The organism is Myxococcus sp. AB036A, assembly GCF_006547355.1.
Classification (GTDB): Bacteria; Myxococcota; Myxococcia; order Myxococcales; family Myxococcaceae; genus Myxococcus; species Myxococcus virescens.
Map to the genome: position 1 here is coordinate 1 of NZ_VHLC01000105.1, position 23,592 is coordinate 23,592.

General features: G+C 70.7%; 12 protein-coding genes. 6 read left to right on the top strand and 6 right to left on the bottom strand.

Going from position 1 to position 23,592, the window contains the following annotated elements; all coding sequences use genetic code 11:
- Positions 1-460: 460 nt before the first annotated feature.
- The 4 genes from FL344_RS31200 to FL344_RS31215 all read right to left on the bottom strand — a co-directional run bounded on the left by FL344_RS31200 (position 461) and on the right by FL344_RS31215 (position 13,892).
- Entirely contained in the window at positions 461-5,128 is a 4,668-nt protein-coding gene (locus FL344_RS31200; protein ID WP_141621087.1) for a MupA/Atu3671 family FMN-dependent luciferase-like monooxygenase, read from the bottom strand.
- 40 nt (positions 5,129-5,168) lie between these two features.
- Positions 5,169-5,990: a S9 family peptidase gene (locus FL344_RS31205; protein WP_228565502.1), complete on the bottom strand. Its 822-nt coding sequence runs from the start codon at positions 5,988-5,990 to the stop codon at positions 5,169-5,171.
- 17 nt (positions 5,991-6,007) lie between these two features.
- Entirely contained in the window at positions 6,008-12,271 is a 6,264-nt protein-coding gene (locus FL344_RS31210; RefSeq protein ID WP_141621089.1) for a type I polyketide synthase, read from the bottom strand.
- A gap of 127 nt (positions 12,272-12,398) precedes the next feature.
- On the bottom strand, positions 12,399-13,892 hold the full coding sequence (locus FL344_RS31215) for a mechanosensitive ion channel family protein (protein ID WP_228557861.1): 1,494 nt from the start codon (positions 13,890-13,892) through the stop codon (positions 12,399-12,401).
- An 83-nt stretch (positions 13,893-13,975) separates the two neighbouring features.
- Here FL344_RS31215 and holB point away from each other — a divergent pair, with 83 nt between their 5' ends.
- The 3 genes from holB to FL344_RS31230 are packed head-to-tail and all read left to right on the top strand — an operon-like array spanning position 13,976 to position 16,811.
- Positions 13,976-15,010, top strand: coding sequence for a DNA polymerase III subunit delta' (gene holB, locus FL344_RS31220; RefSeq protein ID WP_141621090.1), 1,035 nt, complete (start codon positions 13,976-13,978; stop codon positions 15,008-15,010).
- A complete protein-coding gene (gene holA, locus FL344_RS31225) occupies positions 15,007-16,341 on the top strand; it encodes a DNA polymerase III subunit delta (protein WP_141621091.1) in 1,335 nt (444 codons plus the stop codon). The genes holB and holA overlap by 4 nt, the downstream gene beginning before the upstream one ends.
- An 11-nt stretch (positions 16,342-16,352) precedes the next feature.
- Positions 16,353-16,811: a hypothetical protein gene (locus FL344_RS31230; protein ID WP_141621092.1), complete on the top strand. Its 459-nt coding sequence runs from the start codon at positions 16,353-16,355 to the stop codon at positions 16,809-16,811.
- 24 nt (positions 16,812-16,835) lie between these two features.
- On the opposite strand, the gene FL344_RS31235 is transcribed toward FL344_RS31230, so the two are convergent.
- Positions 16,836-17,636: an NRDE family protein gene (locus FL344_RS31235; RefSeq protein ID WP_141621098.1), complete on the bottom strand. Its 801-nt coding sequence runs from the start codon at positions 17,634-17,636 to the stop codon at positions 16,836-16,838.
- 115 nt (positions 17,637-17,751) lie between these two features.
- On the opposite strand from FL344_RS31235, the gene metG reads away from it, so the two are divergent.
- The 3 genes from metG to FL344_RS31250 are packed head-to-tail and all read left to right on the top strand — an operon-like array spanning position 17,752 to position 21,615.
- Entirely contained in the window at positions 17,752-19,863 is a 2,112-nt protein-coding gene (metG, locus tag FL344_RS31240; RefSeq protein ID WP_141621093.1) for a methionine--tRNA ligase, read from the top strand.
- A gap of 1 nt (position 19,864) precedes the next feature.
- On the top strand, positions 19,865-20,842 hold the full coding sequence (locus FL344_RS31245; RefSeq protein ID WP_141589817.1) for a HEAT repeat domain-containing protein: 978 nt from the start codon (positions 19,865-19,867) through the stop codon (positions 20,840-20,842).
- On the top strand, positions 20,839-21,615 hold the full coding sequence (locus tag FL344_RS31250; RefSeq protein WP_141621094.1) for a TatD family hydrolase: 777 nt from the start codon (positions 20,839-20,841) through the stop codon (positions 21,613-21,615). The genes FL344_RS31245 and FL344_RS31250 overlap by 4 nt, the downstream gene beginning before the upstream one ends.
- On the opposite strand, the gene FL344_RS31255 is transcribed toward FL344_RS31250, so the two are convergent.
- Positions 21,602-23,584 carry an HD domain-containing phosphohydrolase gene (locus tag FL344_RS31255; RefSeq protein ID WP_141621095.1) on the bottom strand — a complete coding sequence of 661 codons (1,983 nt, stop codon included), beginning with the start codon at positions 23,582-23,584 and terminating at the stop codon, positions 21,602-21,604. The genes FL344_RS31250 and FL344_RS31255 overlap by 14 nt on opposite strands.
- Positions 23,585-23,592: the final 8 nt, after the last annotated feature.

The following is a 23,592-nucleotide window of genomic DNA, read 5'->3' on the forward strand; positions in this document are numbered from 1 at the left end:
GGGTGGGGGTGGGCATTCCAGGAGGTTGTGCCGGGCGCGACGGAAACACGGGCTTTCTGGCCGTTGGAACCGGGGCTGCCCCGTGGGCCGAGGTGAAAGTCGGGACGAATGTCTGGAAGCCCGCGCTGTTGAGCGGGGCCTGTCCTGGAGCGGAATGTGCCCTCGCCTCAAAGGGCGGTGCCGTCTCGTCGGTGCGCGCCGGGTTTGACGTCGATGGCGGTCGCTGCCCCGGTGTCGGGCCCGAAAGTCTGGTTCGGCTCGGCGTTGAGCCGCTTCACCCGTGCGCTCCCCGACGTCGTCGTCAACCAGACCTGGGCGGACTCATGGGCGGCCAGGGCAGGGAGAACAGAGCGCGGTACGCCGCAAGCGTGAAACGCATGAGGCACTCCAGGAATCGTGGAAACGGCCTGACTTTGGTTTCAGGCCATCCCTGGAGTGCCAGTCGTGCGGCAACGAACGTCTACCGGCGGCGGCGCTGCTGCATCGCCCGGCGAGCCGCGGCCCGGGCCTCACCGCGCGCCGCGACTTCCTTGAGCGCTTCTTCCTCGCCGCTGTCTCCCGACAGGAACCCGGAGAGGGTGCGGATGGTGGGGTAGCGGAAGAGGTCCACCAGCGTGAGGGGCTTCTCCACCTGGGCCTTGAGCTTCTCCAGCACCTGCACCATCAGCAGCGAGTGGCCGCCCAGGTCGACGAACTTGTCCTCCACGCCGACCTTGTCGAGCTTGAGCACGTCCTGCCAGATGCTGGCAATCAGCGCCTCCGTCTCGCCTTCCGGCCGGATCAGCTCCCCGCGCGCCTGCGCCTGCTCCGGGGGTGGCAGGGCCTTGCGGTCCACCTTCTTGTTCGGCGTCTGGGGGAAGGTGCTCAGCGTCACGAAGGCCTGCGGCACCATGTACTCGGGCAGCCTCGTGCGCAGGAACTCGCGCAGCGCGTCCGCCGCGGGCGGCTCGCCCGGCTTCGCGATGAGGTAGGCCACCAGCCGCTTGTCGCCCGGAATGTCCTCGCGGACGATGACGACCGTCTCCCGCACCGCGGGGTGTTCGCCCAGCCGGGATTCGATTTCGCCCAGCTCGATGCGGAAGCCGCGCACCTTCACCTGGTGGTCCAGCCGGCCGATGAACTCCACCAGGCCGTCCTGCCTCCACCGCGCGGCATCGCCGGTGCGGTACATCCGCGCGCCCGGCTGGGAGGAGAACGGGTCCGGCACGAAGCGCTCGCGGTCCATCTCCGGACGGTGGTGGTAGCCCCGCACCACGCCCTCGCCGCCGATGTACAGCTCACCCGCCGCGCCAATGGGCAGCGGACGCTGCTGCGCATCCAGGATGTAGAGCTGCGTGTTCGCGATGGGCGTACCGATGGGCACGCCTTCGCCCACGTTCTTCACCGGCTGGGTGGAGGACCAGATGGTCGTCTCGGTGGGGCCGTACATGTTGATGACGTCGCCGGACACCGTCTCGGAGAGCTGACGCGCCAGCGGGACGGGGAAGGCCTCGCCGCCCACCATCATCTTCTTCAGCCGCTTGAGGCCCTCGCGCGAGCGCTCCTCGGCCAGCAGCATGCTTGCCTGGGACGGCGTGCACTGGAGGTGCGTCACCGCGTGACGCTCCAGCAGCGCGGGGATGGAGCCGTCCAGTTCGGGCTCGGCGCCCGGCTGGCCCACGCCCGAGTTGGCCCGCTGGCGCACCTCGGCCAGCAGCGGCAGGTGCTTCATCACCAGCTCCGTGGGCACCCCGAAGTCCACGAGGCAGGCAATCTCGTCCACGTCCAGGCCCTTGAGCCGGTCCACGAGCGCGACGCACGCATCGACGCTGCCGAACAGGCCGGAGGACTGGAAGTAGCGCTCGAAGGAGAAGTCGAGCAGCGCGTCCATCTCCTCGGCGGACAGGTGGTCGGTGCCGAAGTTGCCGTTGGCCAGCGTCGTCTGTGCTTTGAAGGCCGGGAAGCTCCAGGCCGCCTCCTTGATGAGGCCCACCGACGACCTGAGGTACGACTTCATCGGCTCGCGGACGACCTCCTTCACGGACGCCTCGGAGTCACCGACGAAGGTGTGCAGCATCAGCGACACGGTGCCCTTGCCGGGGTGGCCGGCCTTGGCCCACGTTTCCCGGTAGAGGGCAATCTTCTGCGCCACCTCTTCCACTGATTGGCCCAGCAGGTGGGTGAGGACGTGGCAGCCCGCGCGCGCGGCTTCCTCGAACGTCTCGGGGTTGCCCGCGGTGGTGACCCAGATGGGCAGCTCTTTCTGCACCGGGCGGGGCAGGGTGCGCAGCTTCACGGTGTGGCCCGTGCCGCTCTTCGTCTCTAGCGCCTCGCCGCGCCACAGCCGGCGCACGTCTTCAATCTGCTGGAACATGATGCGCTTGCGGTCCGGGAAGGACTCCGGACGCAGCGCGAAGTCGTTGGGCTGCCAGCCCGCGGCGAACGAAATGCCCACGCGGCCGTGGGAGATGTTGTCCACTACGGACCAGTCCTCGGCGATGCGCAGCGTGGGGTGCAGCGGCGACACGAGGCTGCCGGCGCGAAGCTGCACGTTGCGCGTCACCGCCGCCAGCGCGGCCGACGTCACCGCCGGGTTGGGGAAGAGTCCGCCGAACGCGTGGAAGTGCCGCTCCGGCGTCCACACGGCGCAGAAGCCGTTCGTGTCCGCGAAGCGCGCGCTCTCCATGAGCAGGTCATAGCGGCCCTCGGGACGCTCGCCTTCATCACTGGAGAAGTAGAAGAGACTGAACTCCATGGCGCGCGAGGCGTGCTTGCCAGCCTGCGCCGCGTCGTGCCGCTCCGCGTGCAGCACCACCGTGAAGCCGCGCGTGAGCGTCCAGAGCAGCTCCAGCACGGAGATGTCGAAGTTGAGGCTCGTCACCGCCAGCCAGGTGCCGCGCTCCGTGCCTAGGCGCTCGTCCATGCCAACGCCGAAGTTCACGACGTTGCGGTGTTCAATCATCACCCCCTTGGGCTTGCCCGTGCTGCCCGAGGTGTAGATGACGTAGGCCAGGCTGTCCGGCGTGGCCGGCGGCGTCTGGGCCTCCGGCGCGGCGGCGATGCGCTCCCACTGCTGGTCCACCGCGAGCACGGCCTTCGCCGCGGACGGCACGCGGGACAGCAGCCGCTCCTGGGTGAGCACCAGATGGCAGCCCGCGTCCTCCTCCATGAAAGCGATGCGCTCGGCGGGATAGGCAGGGTCCAACGGCACGTAGCAGCCGCCCGCCTTGTGCGTGGCCAGCACGCCCACCATCATCTCCAGCGAGCGCTCCATGAAGATGCCCACGCGCACGTCGCGGCCCACGCCCGCGCCGCGCAGGTGCCGTGCGAGCACCTCGGCGCGCGCGTCCAGCTCGCGGTAGGTCAGCGAGGTGCCCCGGCAGATGAGGGCAGTGTCGTCCGGCGTGCGCCGCGCCTGGGCCTGGAAGAGCGAGGCCAGGGTGGCGTCGCGGGGGAAGTCCCGCCGCGTGTCGTTCCACCGGGTCAGGAGCTGGCGCTCCTCCGCGCCCAGCAGGTCATGCTCGCCCACCGCCTTGCCCGGCGCGTCCCGGAGCGAGGCGAGGAACGCGTTGAGCTGCCGCGCCACGTCGTCCACGCGGGCCTTGTCCACGCGCGTGGCATCGAAGTGCAGGTGGGCGTGTCGGCCCTGCGCGTCCACGTCAATGACGAGCGCCGCGCCACCCACGGCGGGGTTCTCCGCTCCGATGCGCAGCGCGACGGGATACGCCACTTCGCCGCCGTGGCGCTGGAGGTTGGAGAGCTGGGCGGAGCGGCCCAGGACGTCGCGCGCGAGCACGCCCTTGTCGCGCAGTTGCGTCAGCGCCTTGCGGAAGGCACCCGCGGCCTGCTCCGGCGCATCCTTCATCGGCAGCTCGATGCGCAGCGGGAGCTGCGAGGCGAAGAAGCCTTCCACGCCTTCGATGCGGGCGCGCGTGGACGCATCCGCGTAGCCGACGTCGAAGCGGGGCTCGGGGGACAGGCGCGCCAGGAACGCGATGGCGGTGAAGAGCAGCCGCTCCTCGGGAGGCAGGTCCGTGACCCAGCCTGGGGCAAGGTCGCTGGCCTCGAACTTCAGCGTGTGCGTCCCCACGTCCTTGGAGCTGCCGCCCAGGAAGGGCAGGTCCGGTGGCGCGAGCGTCTCCAGGCGACGGAGGAAGAACGACTCCGCCTTGCCCGCCTGCGTGCCCACCTCGGTCAGCCGGGCGCGCAGCTCCGGAGCGGCGGCGGGCAGGAGGTCACCCCGGGCAAGCATTCGAGCGCCGAGCACGTCGGCCCACGACAGCGGCGCGCCGCACAGCCCCTTGGGGCCCTTCAGCGTGAGGTCTCCGCCCTGGAGCGCCACCGTCAGCGCGTCACCTTCGATGTCGAGCACGGTGCCCGGTGCGGACTCGGATGCCGGCTCGGAGCGGCGGGCCTCGGAGATGGCGATGGGCGCGTTGCCCAGCCACACCTTCGCGAAGGACAGCGGGTTGGGGTAGCCGCCGTAGTCGAGCGCCGACACCAGCGCGTGCGCCACGTCCACGTCTCCGTGGAGGTCGAGGACGCCCGCGGCCTCCGGACGCTGCGCGAGGCCGAAGTAGCTGCGCTGCGCGAAGTCCTGCTCCTTTGCCTCGGACGTGCCCGCGACCAGCTCTTCCGCGAACTCCGCGAAGGTCTCCATGCCCAGCGTGTAGCAGCGGGCGTTGAGGCTGAAGGCCGTCTCACCAGGGGCGATGTCGAAGAGGCGCTGCTTGAGGATGCGGCCCTCGTCCGCGCCCTTCGTCATCTCGTGCCACGTGACGCCGTGCTGAGGCTCCCGGTTCAGCAGCGCCCACGACGTGACATTGAGTCCGGCGTAGCGGGGCAGCGGGCCGTCATGGAAGTTGATGGCCATGCGCCGGGGCAGGCGCAGGACTTCGTCCTTCACCATGCTCAGGTTGACGATGCTGAAGAGCCAGTCGAAGGGCGCCTGGGACAGGAAGGGCAGCACCTGCTCGCCGGGCGGCACGTGCGGCACGCCCTGCTCCTCCGCCCACTTCTGGAGCGCGGGCTCGCGCGTGACGAGCCCGAGAATCCGGACGCCCCGCTCGGTGAGGGCTTGCGCACAGGGAACGACGAGGGTGCCCTCGCCAATGATGAAACAGCTGGGCGACTCCGGAGCCGCGCTCATTCAGTGCCTCCTGCGTTGCTGCGATTCGGGTGTTCCCCGCTCACAAGCCCAGGCCCTGCCGGGCGTCGGCGAGCGCGGGGGGATGCTTCAAAAGCTCGGCGTGACCGATGCCGGGGTACGTCTTGAGGGGGACGCGAAGCCCACGGCTGACGCGCTCGCCCTGGACGGGGGGCAGCGCGCTGTCAGCGCCTCCATGCAGCACGAGCGCGGGCGGGAGTCGCTTGGGTTGCAGCAGCGGCTGGTTGTCGTACCGGTGCCGCCCGACGAGGCTTCCGATGAGCCCCGTGCGCCCTACCTTCATCGCCTGGAACGGCGCGAACAGCACCAGTCTCCGAGCGGGCGTCTCCTGCGCCCGAAGCGCGTGGGCCGCCGCGAGCGCCGACATGGTTCCCATGGAGAAGCCCACGAGGTGGATGTCCTGCGCCGCGGCAGGATGCGTCTCCGTCAGCCAGCGCATGGCGCTCGCGGCGCTGTCTCGGAGTGCTTCGGGGGAGGGCTTGCCCGGCGAGCCGTCGAAGCCGGGCGGCGCGATGGCGGCCAGCCCGAGTCCGCGGCCTTCGTCCAGCGAGAGCAGGACGGACTTCGCCTCCGCGAGGTACCCCGGGGTGTTGCCGCCGAAGTACACCAGCCAACGCGTCTCACCCGCGGAGGGCGGCCGCGTCAGGGCGACGAGCCTGGGCGGCGCGTCGGGGCCCGTCACCGCCCATCCATCCGAGGCCAGGCTCGCCCGTTCCTCCGCCGATAGGGGCGCGCCGGTGTAGGGGAACGGGCCCGGGAGATCCGCGTCGTCTCGAGTCAATCCCACCATGAGTATCCCCACCGCCAGCACGGCGGCTGTGACCAGCGGGAAGCGCTGGTTCACCCTGAAGCGCGCCCCTCTCACTGAGTGCCCACCCGGCGCGCTTCGTCACGCGTGCCGCGCTGTGCATCGTCCAGGGCCTCCTTGAGCAGCCGCCCCAGGACATGGACGTTGGGCTCGCGCACCAGGCTGTCGTGGTCGCCCGGCACCTCGCGGATGTTCAGCGCTGGCACCAGCGGCTCCCAGCCCAGGCTGGTGCCCATGTGCGCGTAGATGGCGTGAATCTCCTGCGCGCGGAACAGCGTCACGGGACCGGCGTAGGGGCTCGGGACGTAGCGGCTGGCCAGGGCCTGGAAGCGCTCGGTGAGCTGGAGGTTGCGCAGCTCGATGGGCAGCGCTTCCCCCCGCTGCTCGTACCAGCGCAGCTTGAGCTGGCTCAACAGCCGGGTGCCGTCGCGCTCCACCTTGGTGCGCAGCTTCCGGCTGACGTAGCTGGCCGCGCCCTCCCGGCGCAGCTCCCGCAGGCGCTCAGGGAGGGACTGGCGCCGCTCCTGGGTGGACGGGTGGAAGGTGTCCAGGAACGCGACCAGCGCCACCGGCTCGCCCAGCGCGTGCAGCCGCTGCGCTATTTCGTAGGCGACCACGCCGCCGCCGGAGTAGCCGCCGAGCAGGTAGGGCCCGTGGGGCTGCACCTGACGGATGCTCTCCAGGTAGATGGACGCCATCTCCTCGATGCTGTCGGCCGGAGGCAGCTTGCCGTCCACGCCACGCGCCTGGAGCCCGTAGAAGGGCTGCTCCTTGCCGAGCGTCTGCGCCAGCTCGCGGAAGTTGAGGACGTTGCCGCCCGCGCCGTGCACGCAGAAGAAGGGGAGGGCATTGCCGCCCTTCTGGATGGTGACCAGCGGAGACCAGCTCTTCGGCACCGCCTTGACGCCCGGGGCCTGCGCGGCCGGCGCCGTGTCACCCGGACCCGCGTCCGGCGTGAAGGGAATCCCGGCGGCCTCACGCACCAGCGCGGCGCACTGCTCCAGCGTGGGGGCCTCGAACAGCGTGGCCAGCGTCAGGTCCGCGCCCAGCGTCTTCTTGATGCGCGCGAACAGGCGCACCGCGATGAGCGAGTGTCCGCCCAGCTCGAAGAAGTTGTCCTTGAGCCCCACCTTCGGCGCGCCGAGCAGTTGCTGCCACAGCTCCGCCAGCTTGCGCTCCACGTCGTCGCGCGGTGCGTCCGCGGCCGCCACACCGGACGGCGCGCCTGCCTGTGCCGTGGCCGTCGCCGCCGCGGGCTTCGCCTCCTGCTTCGGGCGCATGCGGGCCGCGAGGGTGTGCAGGTCCATGGAGCTGACGAAGAGCGCGGGCGTGTCCTTGAGGGCCAGCGCGCGCAGGAAGGCGTCCTGACCTTCCGCCGGCTTGATGCCCAAAGGCAGCCAGCTCTCCAGCAGTGAGCCCTTCTTCTGCGGCGAGCGGCCGAAACGCCGCGCCTCGACGGACGCGACGAGGTAGCCCTCGATGGCGCAGAAGACATTCCCGTCCGTGTCGGTGAGCGTGACGTCGAGCAGCGCGCCGCGGCCTTCCTCCTGGCGCACGCGGACGAGGCTCAGCGCCACCTGGGGCCAGGGGCCCCAGACCTGAAGCTGCCGGTAGGAGACGGGCACGTGCAGCTTCCCCGGCTGTCCTGCGTCGGGGAGCAGGGAGAAGGCAAAGCCGGAGGCGATGTCCAGCAGCCCGGGCGGAATCCCGTACGTCGACAGGTCCTCGCGGTAGGCGGCGGGCAGCTCCAGACGGCCCAGGGCCTCGGACGTGCCGAAGCCCGCGTCGCGCAGCACCTTCCAGCGTGGACCGAATGCGATGAGCGCGTCCTGCGGCAGGGACTGCTCGCCCTCGCCGAAGGTCAGCGGCCGCTCACCGCAGCGAACCTTCGCCGCGGACACGTTCAGCGCCGCGGGACGCTGGCCCGTGGCCTGGTGGAGCCGCGCGGTGGCATGCTCCGTCCAAGCGTTTCCGGCCGCGCGGCTGCGCACGCGGAAGGTGAAGCCGTCGCCCTCCGGCGCCAGCCCGATCTCCACCTCCCGTACCTTGCCGTCCGGGACGTCCAGCGGTGACACCAGCGAGAGCTGCGACAACTCCAGCGGCTCGCCAGGACGCGCCAGCGCCCAGGCGGCGCGGGCCAGCTCGACATAGGCCGTACCAGGGAGGACGGGGCCTCCGCCGCGCATCCGGTGCTCATCCAGCACCCAGTGGGCCTTCGCGTCGTAGATGGCGCGGAAGACGTGGTGCCCTTCGGGGGCCTCCACGCGCCGCTGGAGCAGCGGGTGGCTGACGGACTCACCGGGCGGCAACTGCGGCGCGAGCTGCGCCGCGGCCATGCCGACCTCCTGCCAGACGCCCCAGCCCAACGCGAGTGCACGCTTCGCGACGCCCGTGGCCTCCAGCCGTGTCGCCTGCGCCAGCAGGTACGCGTTGGCGGCGACGTAGTCCACCTGCCCCGGGGGCCCGAGCCACGCGCTCGTCGACGCGAAGCTGACGAAGAAGTCCAGTGCCGCTCCTTGCAGCGCTTCTTCCAGCGCGAGCGCCCCCAGTGCCTTGGGCGCGAGCACCCGCAGGGCAGAGTCGCGTGTCTTCGCCTCCAGCGGCCCGTCCTCGAGCGTGCCCGCCGCGTGCACCACGCCATGCAAGGCGCCGAAGCGCTCCCGCACCTGGGCGATGGCCGCGCGCAGTTGACCGGCGTCAGTGGTGTCCGCCTTGAGCAGCAGCACCTGTGCGCCCAGGCCTTCCAACGTGCGCTGAAGCTCCGCGTGCGACGCGCTGGCCGCCGACCGCGACACCAGCGCGAGCCGGGCCTTCACCTTGCGAGCGAAGAGCTCGGCGAGCGTGCGGCCGATGCCGCCCAGGCCGCCCGTGATGAGGTAGACGCCCTGCTCGCGCAGCGGACTCGGGCCCTCGTCCAGCGCCGTCCGCTCCACCACCTGCACCAGCCGACGCCCACCGCGCAGCGCCACCGGCGCCTCGACGTCCGGGCGCAGCAACTCGTCCGCGAGCTCCCGCGCCTGACCCATCACGTTGACCACCAGTTGCAGGTCCACCACGCGGGCCTTGAGCTCGGGAAGCTCCTTGGGGCCCACGAGCAGCGGACCGAAGCTGAGCGCCTGCTCGGGGCTGGTGGCGTGTCCTTCGGCGGGCAGGGCCTCCTGGGTCACCCGCATGTAGCGCAGGCCCGGAGGCAGCGACTCGGAGGTCAGGGACTGCATCAGCGCCAACGGCGTGAGGAAGTACCGCGACACCGCGCGTTCCCAAGCCAGCGGGGCCATGTCCCGGCCGGTGATGTCCACGATGCGAGGCGGCACGCGCCCCTCGGCGCCCAGCGCATCCCAGAGCGCTTCCCAGTCCTCGCGCGCGTCGAACCGCAGGGTGAAGTGCCCCGCGTCCGCGCGGCCAAAGGCATCACCCGGCAGCACGCGAATCACCTGGGCGCCGCGCGCCGACAGCTCGCGAGCCAGCTCGCTGATCAGCAGGTGCTGCTCGCCCACGAGGAGCCAGCGCTCGTTCTCCGTTGGGGCCTCCGGCGCCGCGCCGGCCTGCTCACGGAAGCGCGGCACATAGCCCCAGCGCGACACGTTCTCTTCACGCACCAGCGGGCGCTCACCCTCGCGCCGCGCCATGAAGGTGCCGCTGCCCGGCTCCACCCAGTGGCGCTCGCGCTCGAAGGCATACGTGGGCAGCGCCACGCGGCGCCGCTTCTGGCCATCGAAGAGCGCGGCGGCGTCCAGGTCCACGCCCGCGGCCCAGAGGCGGCCGAGCGCGAGCTGGAAGAACGCGAGGTCCGCCACGGTGTCGTTGGGGTGCCGCAGTGACGGCACCAGTTGCTCGGCCTGCGGCGTCTCCACCTGGGCGCGCAGCAGCTGCGTCAGCGTCTGGCCGGGGCCGACCTCCAGGTAGACGCGCGCCCTGTCCGCCAGGAGCACGCCCGCGCCCTCGGCGAAGCGCACCGGCTGACGCAGGTGCCGCACCCAGTAGTCGGGCGACGTGGCCTCCTCCGGCGTCACCCAGGTCCCGGTGACGTTGGAGATCCACGGGCCGGTGGGCTTGGAGAAGCGCACCGTGCCCAGGAACTCACGGAAGGGCGCGAGGATGGGCTCCAGCATGCGCGAGTGCGCGGCCACGCGGATGTGCAGCCGCCGCGCCTCCACCTCGCGAGCCTTGAGCTGGGCCTCCAGCGCCTCGATGGCGGCCACTTCACCGGAGACGAGGCACAGCCCCGGCGCGTTGTGCGCGCCCAGGTCCAAGCCCTCGCCCAGCAGCGGCTTCAGCTCCGCCTCGGGCATCTCCACGCTGAGCATCGCGCCGGCGGGGAGCTGGTCGAAGAGGCGGCCACGGCAGGCGACGATGCCCAGCGCGTCCTTCACGGAGAACACGCCATTGAGCTGCGCGCAGGCGTACTCGCCCATGCTGTGGCCCATGCAGGACTGCGGCGTCAGGCCACGCGCCTTCCACAGCGCGGCGAGCGACAGCTCCACGGACAGCAGCGCCGGCAGCGCGTACGTGGCCTGCTCCAACTGGGCGCGGGCTTCCTTCTCGGCGCCGGCCTCCGGGAAGAGCAGGGGCCGCAGCTTCAGCGACTGGTGCTGTTCGAGCAGCGACAGGCACTCATCCAGCGCGCGGCGGAACACGGGCTCCTGCTCGTAGAGACCCTTCGCCATGCCCGGGTACTGCGCTCCGCCGCCCGGGAAGAGGAAGACGACGGAGCGGCCCTCCGCCTCCGTCTGCGCCTGGGCCGTCCGTGCGGCCTCTGGCTGCGACAGCAGGCGCACGGCGTCCTCGCGGGACGAGGCCACCACGGCGCGGCGATGCGAGAAGCGGCGGCGGCCCTCGAGCAGGGTGTACGAGGTGTCACCCAGGTTCGGCGCGTCGGCTTCACCCAGCCGCGTGGCCAGCCGCTGGGCGGCGCGCTCCAGGGCGGCGGGGGTGCGCGCGGACAGCCACAGCGTCTCGAAGGGACGCGCGGCGGACGTCTGCGGCTGCGCGGGCGCCTCCTCCAGGATGACGTGCGCGTTGGTGCCACCCACGCCCAGCGAGTTCACCGACGCCCGGCGCGGCCGGCCCTTGGCGGCAGGCCAGTCGCGCAGCGCGGCGTTCACGCTGAAGGGCGAGCGCGCGAAGTCGATCTGCGGGTTGGGCTTCTCGAAGTGCAGCGTGGGCGCCATCTGCTTGTGGCGCAGCATCTGGACGACCTTGACGAAGCTCGCCACGCCCGCGGCCGTGTCCAGGTGGCCGATGTTCGTCTTCACCGAGCCGATGCGGCAGAACCCGCTCTTCTGCGTCTGCGTGCGGAAGGCCTGGGTGAGGGCGGTGATTTCAATCGGGTCGCCCACCGGCGTGCCGGTGCCGTGGCACTCGATGTAGTCGATGGAGTCGGCGCTGATGCCGGAGACGTTGAGCGCCTCCACGACGGCGTCCGCCTGCCCGTCCACGGACGGCGCCAGGTAGCCCACCTTGCGCGCGCCGTCGTTGTTCACCGCGCTGCCCTTCACCACCGCGTAGATGGTGTCGCCATCCGCCAGCGCGTCCTCCAGGCGGCGCAGCACGATGACGCCCGCGCCGCTGCCGAAGAGCGTGCCCTGGGAGCGGTGGTCGAACGCGCGGCAGCGCCCGTCCGGTGAGAGGATTTCTCCCTCCTGGTACAGGTAGCCGCGGTAGTGCGGCAGCTCCAGCGTGACGCCGCCCGCCAGCGCCAGGTCGCACTCGCGCGCCAGCAAGCTCTGGCAGGCGGAGTGGATGGCGACGAGCGACGTGGAGCACGCCGTCTGCACGTTGAGGCTGGGCCCGCGCAGGTCCAGGCAATACGAGACACGGGTGGTGAGGAAGTCCTTGTCGTTGCCCGTGTGCCGCACGAGGAACAGTCCCACCTGTTCCATCAGTTGCGGGTTGGTGAAGAGGTTGTAGGGCATGTACGCGTTCATGCCCGAGCCGCCGAACACGCCGACGGGCCCCTTGAACCGCTCCGGCGGATGACCGCTGTGCTCCAGCGCTTCCCAGCACACTTCCAGGAAGTGGCGGTGCTGCGGGTCCATGAGGGACGCCTCGCGCGCGCTGAAGCCGAAGAAGCCCGCGTCGAAGTCCTCCAGGCCCTCGTACACCATGCCCGACTTCACGTAGTTCGGGTCCTGGAGCAGCGCCGGGTCCACGCCCGCGCTCAAGAGCTGCGCGTCACTGAAGTGCGTGACGGACTCGACGCCGTCGCGCACGCGGCGCCAGAACGTGTCCACATCGCGCGCACCAGGCAGTCGCGCGGCCATCCCGACCACCGCGATGTCTGGTGAATCCGCAAGCCCTTCAACGTCTTCCGTCATGACAGTAGTCCTGGAAAGTACCGCTTCCAGCAGTTCAAATCAGCACAGTTTGAGGAGGGTCGAACCCGCCCCAGCTTTGGAACCGGTGTACCAAGGTCTGTCACGACATCCCCCCGCTGCGCTCAGCCTACTCGTGTGTGGCATTGAGCCCGAATATCTGGCGCAGCCGTCCGAGTATACGGCCGACCTCGGCGGGAATGGCGTCGTTGCTCGTTCCGCTCGCTTCGGCCACCGCGCGCAGCTGGGTCCGCCGTTGGGCAAGCATGGAGGAGAGCTGCCGGGCCAGGCCGGGATACTCCGTGAAGAGGCGGGCGAAGGTGGGACGGTCCACTTCGAGGAGCAAGGAGTCCTCCACCGCCACCACCGTGGCCGAACGGCGCTCTCCCGTCAGCAGGCACATCTCTCCGAAGTAGCTGCCCCGACCCAGGCGGGTGACTTCCGACTGCGACTTCCCCGTGCGCACGCTCACCTCTCCGGAGGCGAGCACGTAGAAGGTCCGGCCCTCGTCGCCCTCCTGGATGATGCGCTCGCCGGCGCCGAAGCGGCGCACCAGCGACTCCTGGCGCAGCCGGTCCAGCTCCTCCGTGTCCAGGGACTGGAAGAGGTCCACGGCGCCCAGGAGGCTGCGGATGGTGTCCTCCGACAGCTCCGTGCGCGCCATCTCCTGCCGCACGTGCACCGTGCGCTGGGCGTAGGGAATCTCGATGTTCGCCCGGCGCAGCCGGTACCACAGGCGGGTGTGGAGGTCCTCCTTCACCGCGTCGGCCAGGCCGTAGTCGCCGATGAAGAACCGCACCATGTAGCGGATGGCGGAATCCTCGTAGCTCAGCGTGCGCGCGATGGGAGACGGCTCCGGGAGGATGAGGGGGGTCTCTCGCATCGTCTCCAGCAGCGCGTGCTTGACCTGGTTGGGCGCGGCGTCCCGTGACAGGCGGAACTCCACGTCGATGCCGACGGGGTTGGGGTCCTGGGTGAAGTTGAGGACCAGCTCCTTGGCCACCATGCTGTTGGGCAGCGTGATGACCTCGCGGCGGAAGTTGGCCAGCCGGATGGAGCGCCAGCCAATGAAGACCACGCGTCCGGTGTGAGTGCCGATGCGGATGAAGTGGCCGACCTCGAATGGGCGGTCCAGTTGGAGGGACAGGCCCGCGAAGAGGTTGCCCAGCGTCTCCTGGAGCGCCAGACCTATGACCACCGACAGCACCGCGGACGTGGCCACCAGGCCCGCCAGGTCCACGTTGAACTGGGTGCGCAGGAGCGGCAGCACCGCCAGTGGGTACAGCGTGAAGTCGATGACGTTGCGCAGGATTTTCGGTGTGCCCACCGCCGGCGCGCGCAGCCGGATCACCTTCAACGCCAGGGCCACGCTGGCGCGGATGCCACCGAAGGTGAACATCAGCATCCAGCTGATCTGGAGCGCCTTCTGCATGCCCTCTGGCGCCGTCGCGGGCAGGGCCCATGTGGCCAGCCGGAGGACGATGAACGCGATGAGGAGCCGGATGGCGCTCTTCAAATCCTGTCGCAGGTCGCCGTCATGGGAGGCGGCGCGCACCCCCATCAGCACGACGATGAGCAGCGCACCCACGGCCAGGGACAGGTTGCTCTGAAGGAAGGGCAGCAAGGCGAGGGGGAATGTCTCCCGCCATCTCCATGGGGGTCAAGGCGGCCGTTGACGCGTGCCGCGTGAGCGGGGATACACGCGCCATGACGCTCGCAACGGTACTGGGACAGCCTCGCGCGGTGGACGCCCTCCTGGCGGCCCTGCGCAGCGGCGCGGTCCACCACGCGTACCTCTTCGCCGGGCCGGAAGGGGTGGGCAAGGAGCTGGCGGCCGTCGGGCTGGCCCAGGCCCTCACGTGTCCCGAGCAGCCAGACGTGGGCTGCGGCGCCTGCGCGAGCTGCCAGCGGGTGGAAAGGGGCCTCCACCCGGACGTCACCTGGGTGATGCCTGATGATGAGCGGGTGTCCCGGGGGCTGGCGGGCCGGTCCGACTTCACCGGGACGCCCAGCCGGGAGTTGCGCGTGGAGCAGGTGCGCCAGCTCCAGGAGCGCATCGCCCTTCGCGGTCTGGAGTCGCGCCGCAAGGTGGCGCTCATCGTCTCCGCCCAGACCATGAACGTGCAGGCGCAGAACGCGTTCCTCAAGACGCTGGAGGAGCCGCCTTCGGACACCACGATCATCCTGGTGGCCAGCGCGATTGACCGCCTGCTGCCCACCATTCGCAGCCGGTGCGGAAAGGTACACTTCGGCCCACTGCCGGTGGACCTGGTGGCCCGGCGCGTGGCGGAGGCGCGCAAGCTGGACGCGGAGACGGCCATGCTCGCGGCCGTCATGGCGGGCGGCAGCCTGGGCCGGGCCATGGCGCTGGACGTGGACGCGCTGTCGCGGCGCAAGGACACCATCACCGCCTTCGAGGCCCTGCGCGGCGAGGACGCCGTCGGCCTGCTGCGCTTCGCGGAGGCCCATGGCGGCTCGCGCGAAGAGGCGGAGAGCACCCTGGAGCTGCTGGCACTGTGGACGCGCGACGTGGCGCTGGTGAAGTCAGGCCTGGAGTCGGGGCTGGCCAACCGCGACATGGTGGAGCTGGCCCGGCAGGTGGCGGCCCGCACGTCCGACATCCTCCTGCACCGCCGGCATTCGCTGCTGGAGGCGGCGCGGGCGGCCATTGCCCGGAACGGTGCGCCCCGGCTCCAACTGGAGCGGATGCTCATCGACCTGTTCACGGAGGCATCGCGATGAGCGCCAGTGACATGGATGACGTGCTGGCCAGCGTGAAGGGGGGCAAGGTCGCCCCGGTGTACCTCTTGGTGGGCGAGGAGTTTCTGGTCCGCAAGGGCGCTGACGAGTTGGTGAAGCTGCTCGTCCCCGATGCGGCCATGGGCCTCAACCTGGCTGTGTTGGACGCGGGCAGCCCGCGCGAGGTGGCGCAGGAGCTGGCCACGCTGCCGCTGTTCCCCGGCCGCAAGGTGGTGCTGGTCCGCGACCCGGAGTTCCTGGCGCCCAAGAAGGGGCGAGGGGACGCGCTGGGCAAGGCGCGCGAGGCGTGGAAGGCGGGCAAGCGGAAGGAAGGCGCGCGGCGACTGTTGGCGCTGGCGGCCCGCGCGGGCTGGGGCGTGGAGCAGTTGGACCCGAGCACTCCCGGCGCGCCGTCGGTGGAGAAGTGGAAGGACGAGCTCAACGTCGAGCTGGCCGACGTGGACATGGCCTTCCTCAAGGAGGCGGCCGCTTTCTGCCGCGAGGAGCGCATCTCCGCGCCGGAGGGGGATGCCTCCGCGTTGCTGGACCTCATCCAGAAGGGCGTGCCGGCGGGCCATGCGCTGGTGCTGGCCGCGTCCGACATGGACGCCAAGAATCCGCTGGTGAAGCTGGCCCACGACAAGGGCTATGTCGTCGAGCGGAAGGTGGCGGCGCGTCACAAGGACCTGGACCTGACGGACATCGCCAAGGAGTTCCTGGCGCCCTTCAAGAAGAAGCTGGGGCCTGGCGCGCTGGACGAACTCAAGGAGCGCATCGGCGGGAACATCCGCCTGCTTCAGTCGGAGCTGGAGAAGCTGGCCACGTATTCAGAAGGGCCCGCCATTGAGCGGGCGGACGTGGCCGCGCTGGTCCACCACGCGCGCGAGGAGGAGTTCTTCGAGCTGTCCGAGGCGCTCCAGAAGCGCGACTTCGGCGGAGCGCTGTCCTACGCGGACGACGCCATGGGGCAGGGAACCCACGCGTTGCAGTTGCTGGGCGCGGTGGCCTCCATCGTCCGGAGCCTGCTGGAGAGCCATGAGTGGCTGTGGCGCTACGCGGGAGGCAATCCGCCTCGCACCGCGAAGGACGTAGAGGCGCGCGTCTTCCCCCGGCTGGAGGCGGAGCTGAAGGGCAGCAAGCGGAAGATGCCCAACGCGTGGGCGCTCACGTTCAGCATGAAGGCCGCGGCGGGCTATGAGCGGCGGGAGCTGCTGGGCGCGCTGGTGGCCTGCGCCGAGGCGGACCTGGCGCTGAAGTCGTCAGCGAACGGCCGGCTGATCATCGAGCGGCTGCTGGCCACGGTGTGTGTGCGCCAGCACGGCGCGGGTTATTAGAGGAGGCGCATATGGCGGACAAGCGTCGTTTCGACCTCTTCGCGGACTTCCTGGTGGAGCGTTTCAACGCGCCGCGCGTCTTCGACGTGGCCGGCGGGCAGGGAAAGCTCAACGAGGCGCTGACGAAGCGGGGCCGTGCCGTCACCACCTTCGACCTGCGGCACAAGCACCTGCCCGTCACCTACGCCCAGCGCATCTTCACGCTGGAGGAGCCGTGCGAGGCGGAGCTGGTGGTGGGCATGCACCCGGATGGCGCCACCCGCATCATCATCCAGTACGCGGCGGCGCACCGGCTGCCCTTCGCCGTGGTGCCGTGCTGCTCGGACAACGGCATGCCCTACAACCCGTGGATGCGGCACCTGGCCGAGCTGGCTCGCGAGTCGGGCTTCACCACCGTGGAAGAGGTGAAGCTCTCCATGGACGGGCGGGCCCGGGTCATCGTGGGGGAGCATGGCGCCGCCGCGCCTTGACGGCGTCGGAGTCCCCGCCGCCTGTCACTCGGTGGGCCCGGTCAGCAGGCCCGTGACGTCCTTCCATGGCCCCTGGCAGGGGGGCGTGTCCGAGGCGAGGTAGTGCCCGACGCGCCCCGGCGCCAGCGCCACCACGGCGGATGAGCGCGTGCCGTAGAGCGGCGTGTGGATGCAGAGCGCCTGGAGCCGTTGCAGGAAGTCGCGGGGCAGGTCCTCGCCCGAGCCAGGGGGCGGAATCAGCTCCTCGGCGGGGAGGGTCGGGTCCGCCAGCACCGCCTTCAAGCCCGCCTCCAGCTCCGGCCAGGGCTTCTTCGCCACCTCCATGGTCAGCAGCCGGGCCCGTTCCACCTTGGGCAACTCCGGGGCGTTCAGCACGTCATTGGGAAGGACATGCACCCCCGGGGGGACATCCTCTCGTCGCAGCTGCCGGTCCGTCCTCCGGGCGTAGGCCACGCGCAGCCGCTGGGCGTCCCCATAGAGGAGGTTGAAGGGCATGAACTCATCCCCTGGCAGGGTATCCAGGTACCGGTCCACGGCCTCCACGCTGCCGGCCTGGAGGGCCTTGAGCACCACCTCGCCCCGCGAGCGGGGGGCCGGGCCCTGGCCTCGCTCGCCCCGCTGGTTCGTCAGGCCGACGAACAAACCGCCGTGGGTTACACCCATCCACGTCCCACCGCGCTCCTCATCCCGGCCGCCCACGGCGAGCGGGGACTCCAGAAGCACTTGGGGGCCCGTCGCAGGGCGGGCGTAGAACTCGTCCCGGTTGGCCGCGAGCACCAGCGGCCATTCGGGGTGGACGTGGCGCAGGATGATGATGGTGCACATGCGTATCCGGTCGATAACATCTCCGGCTCCGCGGCGCATTCGTGCCCGCGGTCCTCACGCCGTCGATGACCTCGGCCATCCGAGCGGCTAAGGTCCGCCGCCCTCAGGAGAGTCCATGGCTGAGAGAATTCTCGTCACCAGCGCGCTGCCCTACGCGAACGGCCCGGTCCACATCGGCCACGCCGTCGAGTACGTGCAGACCGACATCTACGTTCGTTTCCTCCGCTCGTGTGGCAGGGACGTCGTCTACTTCTGTGCCGATGACACCCACGGCACGCCCATCGAACTGAACGCGGCGAAGCAGGGCCTCAAGCCCGAGGAGTTCATCGCCCGCTTCCACGAGGAGCACCAGCGGGACTTCCGCGACCTCGATGTCCGCTTCGACTACTTCCACTCCACCAACTCGCCGGAGAATCGCCAGTACGCGGAGCTCATCTACGGGCGGCTGAAGGAGAAGGGCGACATCGAGCGCCGGAACATCGAGCAGACCTACTGCGAGAACGACCGCCGCTTCCTGCCGGACCGCTTCATCAAGGGGACCTGCCCCAACTGCAAGGCGGCCGACCAGTACGGCGACGCCTGCGAGAAGTGCGGCAAGGCCTACGACCCCACGGACCTCATCGACGCGCGCTGTGCCCTGTGTGGCACGCCCCCGGTCCGCAAGCACTCCGAACACCTGTTCTTCAAGCTGTCGCGGCACGCGGACTTCCTCCAGGACGTGCTGCGCAAGCCGGGCTTCCTCCACCCGGGCCTGGCGACCCAGCTCCAGGGCTTCTTCGAGAAGGGCCTGGCGGACTGGGACATCAGCCGTGACGGGCCGTACTTCGGCTTCGCTATTCCGGGTGAGACGGACAAGTTCTTCTACGTCTGGCTGGATGCGCCCATCGGGTACATCGCCACCACGGAGAAGTGGGCGAAGGAGACGGGCAAGGCGAAGAGCGCGCTGGACTACTGGAGCGCTGACGCCGACACCCGCATCATCCACTTCATCGGCAAGGACATCGTCTACTTCCACGCGCTGTTCTGGCCGGCCGTGCTCAACGTCGCGGGCTTCCACATCCCCAGCGAAATCAAGGTCCACGGCCACCTCACGGTGAACGGCGAGAAGATGTCGAAGAGCCGCGGCACCATGGTGCCGGTGCGCGACTACCTGGACCAGTTGGACCCCAGCTACTTGCGCTACTTCTACGCGGCCAACCTGGGCCCGGGGGTGGAGGACCTGGACCTCAACCTCAAGGACTTCCGCCAGCGCGTGAATGGCGAGCTGGTCAACAACGTGGGCAACCTGGCCAACCGCGCCCTGTCGCTGCTGGCCGGTCCGCTGGAGAAGCGTCTCGCGCCCGGCCGTGCCGAGGGCCCGGGCCGCGAGTTGGTGGAGGCCGCGCTCGCCCGCGTGCCGGAGGTTCGCGACGCGTTCGACAAGCTGGAGTACCGGTCCGCCATCCGCGTCATCACCGAGATTGCCTCGGCCGCCAACGGCTTCCTCCAGACGGCCGCGCCGTGGGCCCAGGTGAAGAAGGACGCGGAGGTCGCTCGCGCGGACCTGTCCGACGCCGCGGACGTGGCCTACCTCCTGGGCGCGCTGCTCGCCCCGGTGACGCCGCGCCTGTCGGAGAAGCTCTTCGCCCAGCTCGGCGCCGAGCCGCTGACGTTCCAGGCCCTGGAGGGCGCGAAGTACCCGCTGTTGGATCGCAGCCGCCCCATTGGCACGCCCGAGCCGCTGCTGCCGCGGCTGGAGGAGGAGCGCGTCAACGCCATCATCAAGCTGCCGGAAGGCGCCGCTGCGCCGCAGGCCGCGGAGGCCAGGCCGGCCAAGGGCGCCAAGGCGGAGAAGAAGCCCGCCGAGGCTCCCGCCGCGACGCAGGCGGCGGCTCCGGGCGCTGGCGCGGCCGAGTCGTCGGGTGAAATCGAGTACGACGACTTCGCCAAGGTGGTGCTGAAGGCCGGCAAGGTGCTGGCCGCGGAGAAGGTCCAGAAGGCGGACAAGCTGCTCAAGCTCACGGTGGACGTGGGCGAGGGGAGCCCGCGCACCATCGTCTCCGGCATCGCGGAGGCCTTCGCTCCCGAGGCGCTCACCGGGCGCAACGTGGTGGTGGTGGCCAACCTCAAGCCGCGCAAGCTCAAGGGCATCGAGTCACGCGGAATGCTCCTGACGGCGGGGCCGGGCGGCAAGGAGCTGTCGCTGCTCGACCCGGGCGATGTGGCCCCTGGCAGCGAGGTGAAGTGAGGTGACGGACTGGCGTGCCGACCGGGACCGGGCCCTCCTGACGCTGGAGCGCGAGAAGCGCCCGGCGTTCAGGACGGAAGCCGCGCTCCAGCTCTATCACCTCGCGTCGGAGGTCCCCGAGCACGCCGCCGAGTTCCTCGAGGCGCTCCCCCGGCTGCTGGCGGACAAGCAGGTGGAGGTGCGCCGCGCGGGGGTGAGCCTGGCCTCTGTGGTGGTGCCTCCGGCGGAGCTGCCGGACCTGCTCATCGCCCGGCTTCGGGACGAGGAGTGGCAGATTCGCCTGGAGGCCACCGGCCGGTTGGCGGACCTGGCCCGGCCGGAGCTGCGCGGGGCGCTGGCCTCCATGCTGGAGGACGGAACCTTCGAGGTCCGCTTCGAGGCGGCACGCGGCATCGCCAGCCTCCATCACGCCGCGGGGCTGGAGGTGTTGCTGGAGGCGCTGGACGCGGACCTGCTGCGCTTCCGGGCCCTGGGAGCGCTGGCGGAGCTGGGGGACGCGCGCGCGCTGCCCCAGGTGAAGAAGCTGTTCGGCCGGTGGCTCCTGCCCGCCTTCGACAAGACGCAAGCCGCCGGGGTGCTGGCGAAGCTGGGCGATTCGGACGGCTCGACGTACCTCATCCAGCGGACGACGAAGAAGCGGTGGAGTCCGGACCGGGCCCTGGCCGTGGAGCTCTGCGGTGAGGTGAAGGTGCCCGGCGCGCTGGAGCGGTTGAAGGAAGTCATGGACGACGTGAAGGACCCCTGCCGGGGCGCGGCCGCGAGAGGCCTGGGCCGGCTGGGCGATGCGCGGGCGCTGCCCTGGCTGGTCGGGCTGCTCCAGGACGCGCAGGCCTCCGAGGACAGCCGATTGGACGCCGCTGACGGGCTGTGGCGCCTGGGCGGGGCGGAGGCGCGTGAGGCCGTTCGCAACGCGGTGAGTACCTTTCCCTCACCAGAGGCCCGCGCCGAGCTGGAAGAGCTGTTGCAGGAGGAGCCATGAAATTCGTCGACGCCCACTGTCACCTCGAGGTGAAGGACTACCCGGACGTCGTGGCCGTGCTCGACGCGGCTCGCGCGGCGGGGCTGGTCCATGCCGTCGTGGTGGGGCAGTTCCACGGCCCGGGTAACTGGGGCAACGCGCTGGAGCTGGCGGCGGCGCACCCGGAGTTCCTGTCGCCCACGTTGGGCATCCATCCGCACGAGGCCGCTCGGGCCACCGAGGAGGACCTGGCCACGCTGGAGCGCACCTGCGCGCGTCCTGAGGTCCGGGCGGTGGGGGAGGCGGGGCTGGACTACTACTACGACCACTCACCGCGAGAGGCGCAGGCGGAGGTCTTCCGCCGGCAGTGTGCGCTGGCGCTCCGGCTGGGCAAGCCGCTGGTGGTGCACGTGCGCGACGCGCATGACGACTGTGACGCCATCCTCGGCGAGACGGGCGTGGCGAAGGGCGTCATCCACTGCTTCACCGGTGACACGGACGCGGCGCGGCGCTACCTGGACCGGGGCTTCCTGCTGTCGCTGTCGGGCGTCATCACCTACAAGAAGACGGAGGCGCTCCAGGACGCGGTGCGCTTCGCGCCGTTGGACAGGCTGATGGTGGAGACGGACAGCCCGTACCTGGCGCCGGTGCCGCACCGGGGGCGGAAGAACCAGCCCTCGCACGTGGTGGAGACGGCGAAGAAGGTCGCCGAGCTCAAGGGCGTGACGCTGGAGGAGGTGGCCGCGGTCACCACCGCCAACGCCGCCGCCCTCTTCAACCTCAACCTGCGTTGAGGCCGCCGGCCAGGGCCGCGAGGTCCTGGTCCATCTGCGGGACGTCCAGCAGCAACGCGTCCGGGTCGTACTGGAAGTCCGCCTGCTTCAGCTTCAGCAGCGCCTGGAGCGCGGGCTCTCCTGAGTGACCACCGAAGGACGCGAAGACGACGCGGCCCCGCTCCAGGTGCAGGTAGCCCTCCAGCGTGTGCTGGCGCAGGTTGAGTCGGCCGCTCTTGTGGCCGCCGCCCAGCGTGCGCAGCAGCTCGCGCGGGGGGAGCTCGTCGAAGCTGCCGCGCACCACGCGCCCCGGGCCGTTGTGCTGGACCCGGTCGTCGTAGAGGGCCTGCACCGTCTTCGCGATGGCGGGCTTGTCCGCGGGTGACAGCACGTCCGTGGCGCCCGCCATGAGCAGGCGCTCCCGCGTGGCATTGTCGGGCTCGCCCACCACCGCGATGGGCAGACCCGCCGTCTCCGGCGCCGAGCGGGCCTGTGCCAGCAGGTCCGTCACGTCCTGAAGCCCCAGCCGCAGGCTCACCACCAGCACGTCGCAGTCCTGCCGCGCCAGTCCGTCCTGCGCGCCCTCGACGGTGGACAGCGCGTGCGCCACCAGGCCCTGCTTCAGCACCGCCTCCAGCAGCTCGCCGCGCGCCGTCTCGTCCGGCTCCACCACGAGCACCTGGCGGCCTTCGCTCTCCAGCCGGTGGCGTAGCAGCTCACCACTCTGGAGCTGGATGACGATGTCCGCCACCACCGGGTCATAGAGCACGCCCGCGTACTTGCGCAGGTGCTCCAGGGCCTGCTCCTTGGGCAGCACGCGGCCCAGGGCATTGCCCGGGTTCTTCGTCAGCTCCAGGAAGCTGTCCACCGCGGCGAGGATGCGCGCGCCCAGGGTGATGTCCTCGCCCTTGGCGCCCTGGGGCGTGCCGGAGCCGTCCCAGGCTTCGTACATCTGCGCGAGGATGGTGTTCGTCTGCGCGGGCAGGTGCACCGTCTCGAACATGCGGGTGGGGATGCGGCAGGCCAGCTTCGCCTGCGCCTTCCACTCCGGGTTGACGGCGTTGCTCGCCAGCGAGAAGTGCCGCTCCGCCGGCTTGCCCAGGTCGTGCAGGTAGGCGGCGATGGTCAGCGCGGCCAGCTCCTTGTGGGGCATGCCCATGCGCTGGCCCACGATGCCGGCCTGCCGCGCCAGCTGCGCGGAGTGCCCGCGGTGGCGCTGCCGGTCCTGCTCCAGCAGGCCGACCATGATGCCCAGCGTCTCCACGTAGTCGCTGTCGCTCACCAGCCCGCGCGGCCCGCCGGGTTCGCGCCGCTGGGTGGACGGGCGGACCGCGGGGGTGCCGGTGCTGCTGCCGCGTTGCAGCCGCATCCGCGCGTCCGTCTCCACGCGGAAGTTGAGGCTGAGTCCGCCACGGTTGCCCGCGCCCGTCCCGGCGGCGCTGCCCGCGTAGGTGCGTCCGTGCTCCGGAGCGCCCGTGCGGGACGGCGCGGCCGGGGCCTGGCCCTGGGCGTTGGCGCCTTCCAGCAGCGCGGCGAAGGCGGTGGGATCGCCGTAGTAGTGCTTGCGGATGGCGGCGGAGATGGCGCTGCGCAGGCCCACGTACGCGTAGACCTCCGACATGCCCGTGACGAGGGCAATCTCGTCCATCAGCGACTTGTTCTGCGGCTCGGCGGCGACCACGGAGAGCAGCTTGCGCTCCGGGTCCACCGCCAGCGGCAGCACGTTCTGCGCCTCGGCCAGGCGCACCGGAAGCCGGTCCAGCACCTCGGTGGCGATGCGCGCCTTCGCCAGCTTGTCCGCGCTGACGAAGCGCGTCTGGAACTCCGCCGCCAGGAAGCGCAGCAGCGCCGCTTCCTGGAGCAGTCCCAGCTCCACCAGACAATCACCGACCTTGTGGCCGGTGATTTTCTGGTGCTCCAGGGCCTGTTCCACGGCCCCGGCGTTGACGAGTCCCGCCTCGATGAGGCGCTCTCCCAACCTCTTCGCCATGTGCTGCC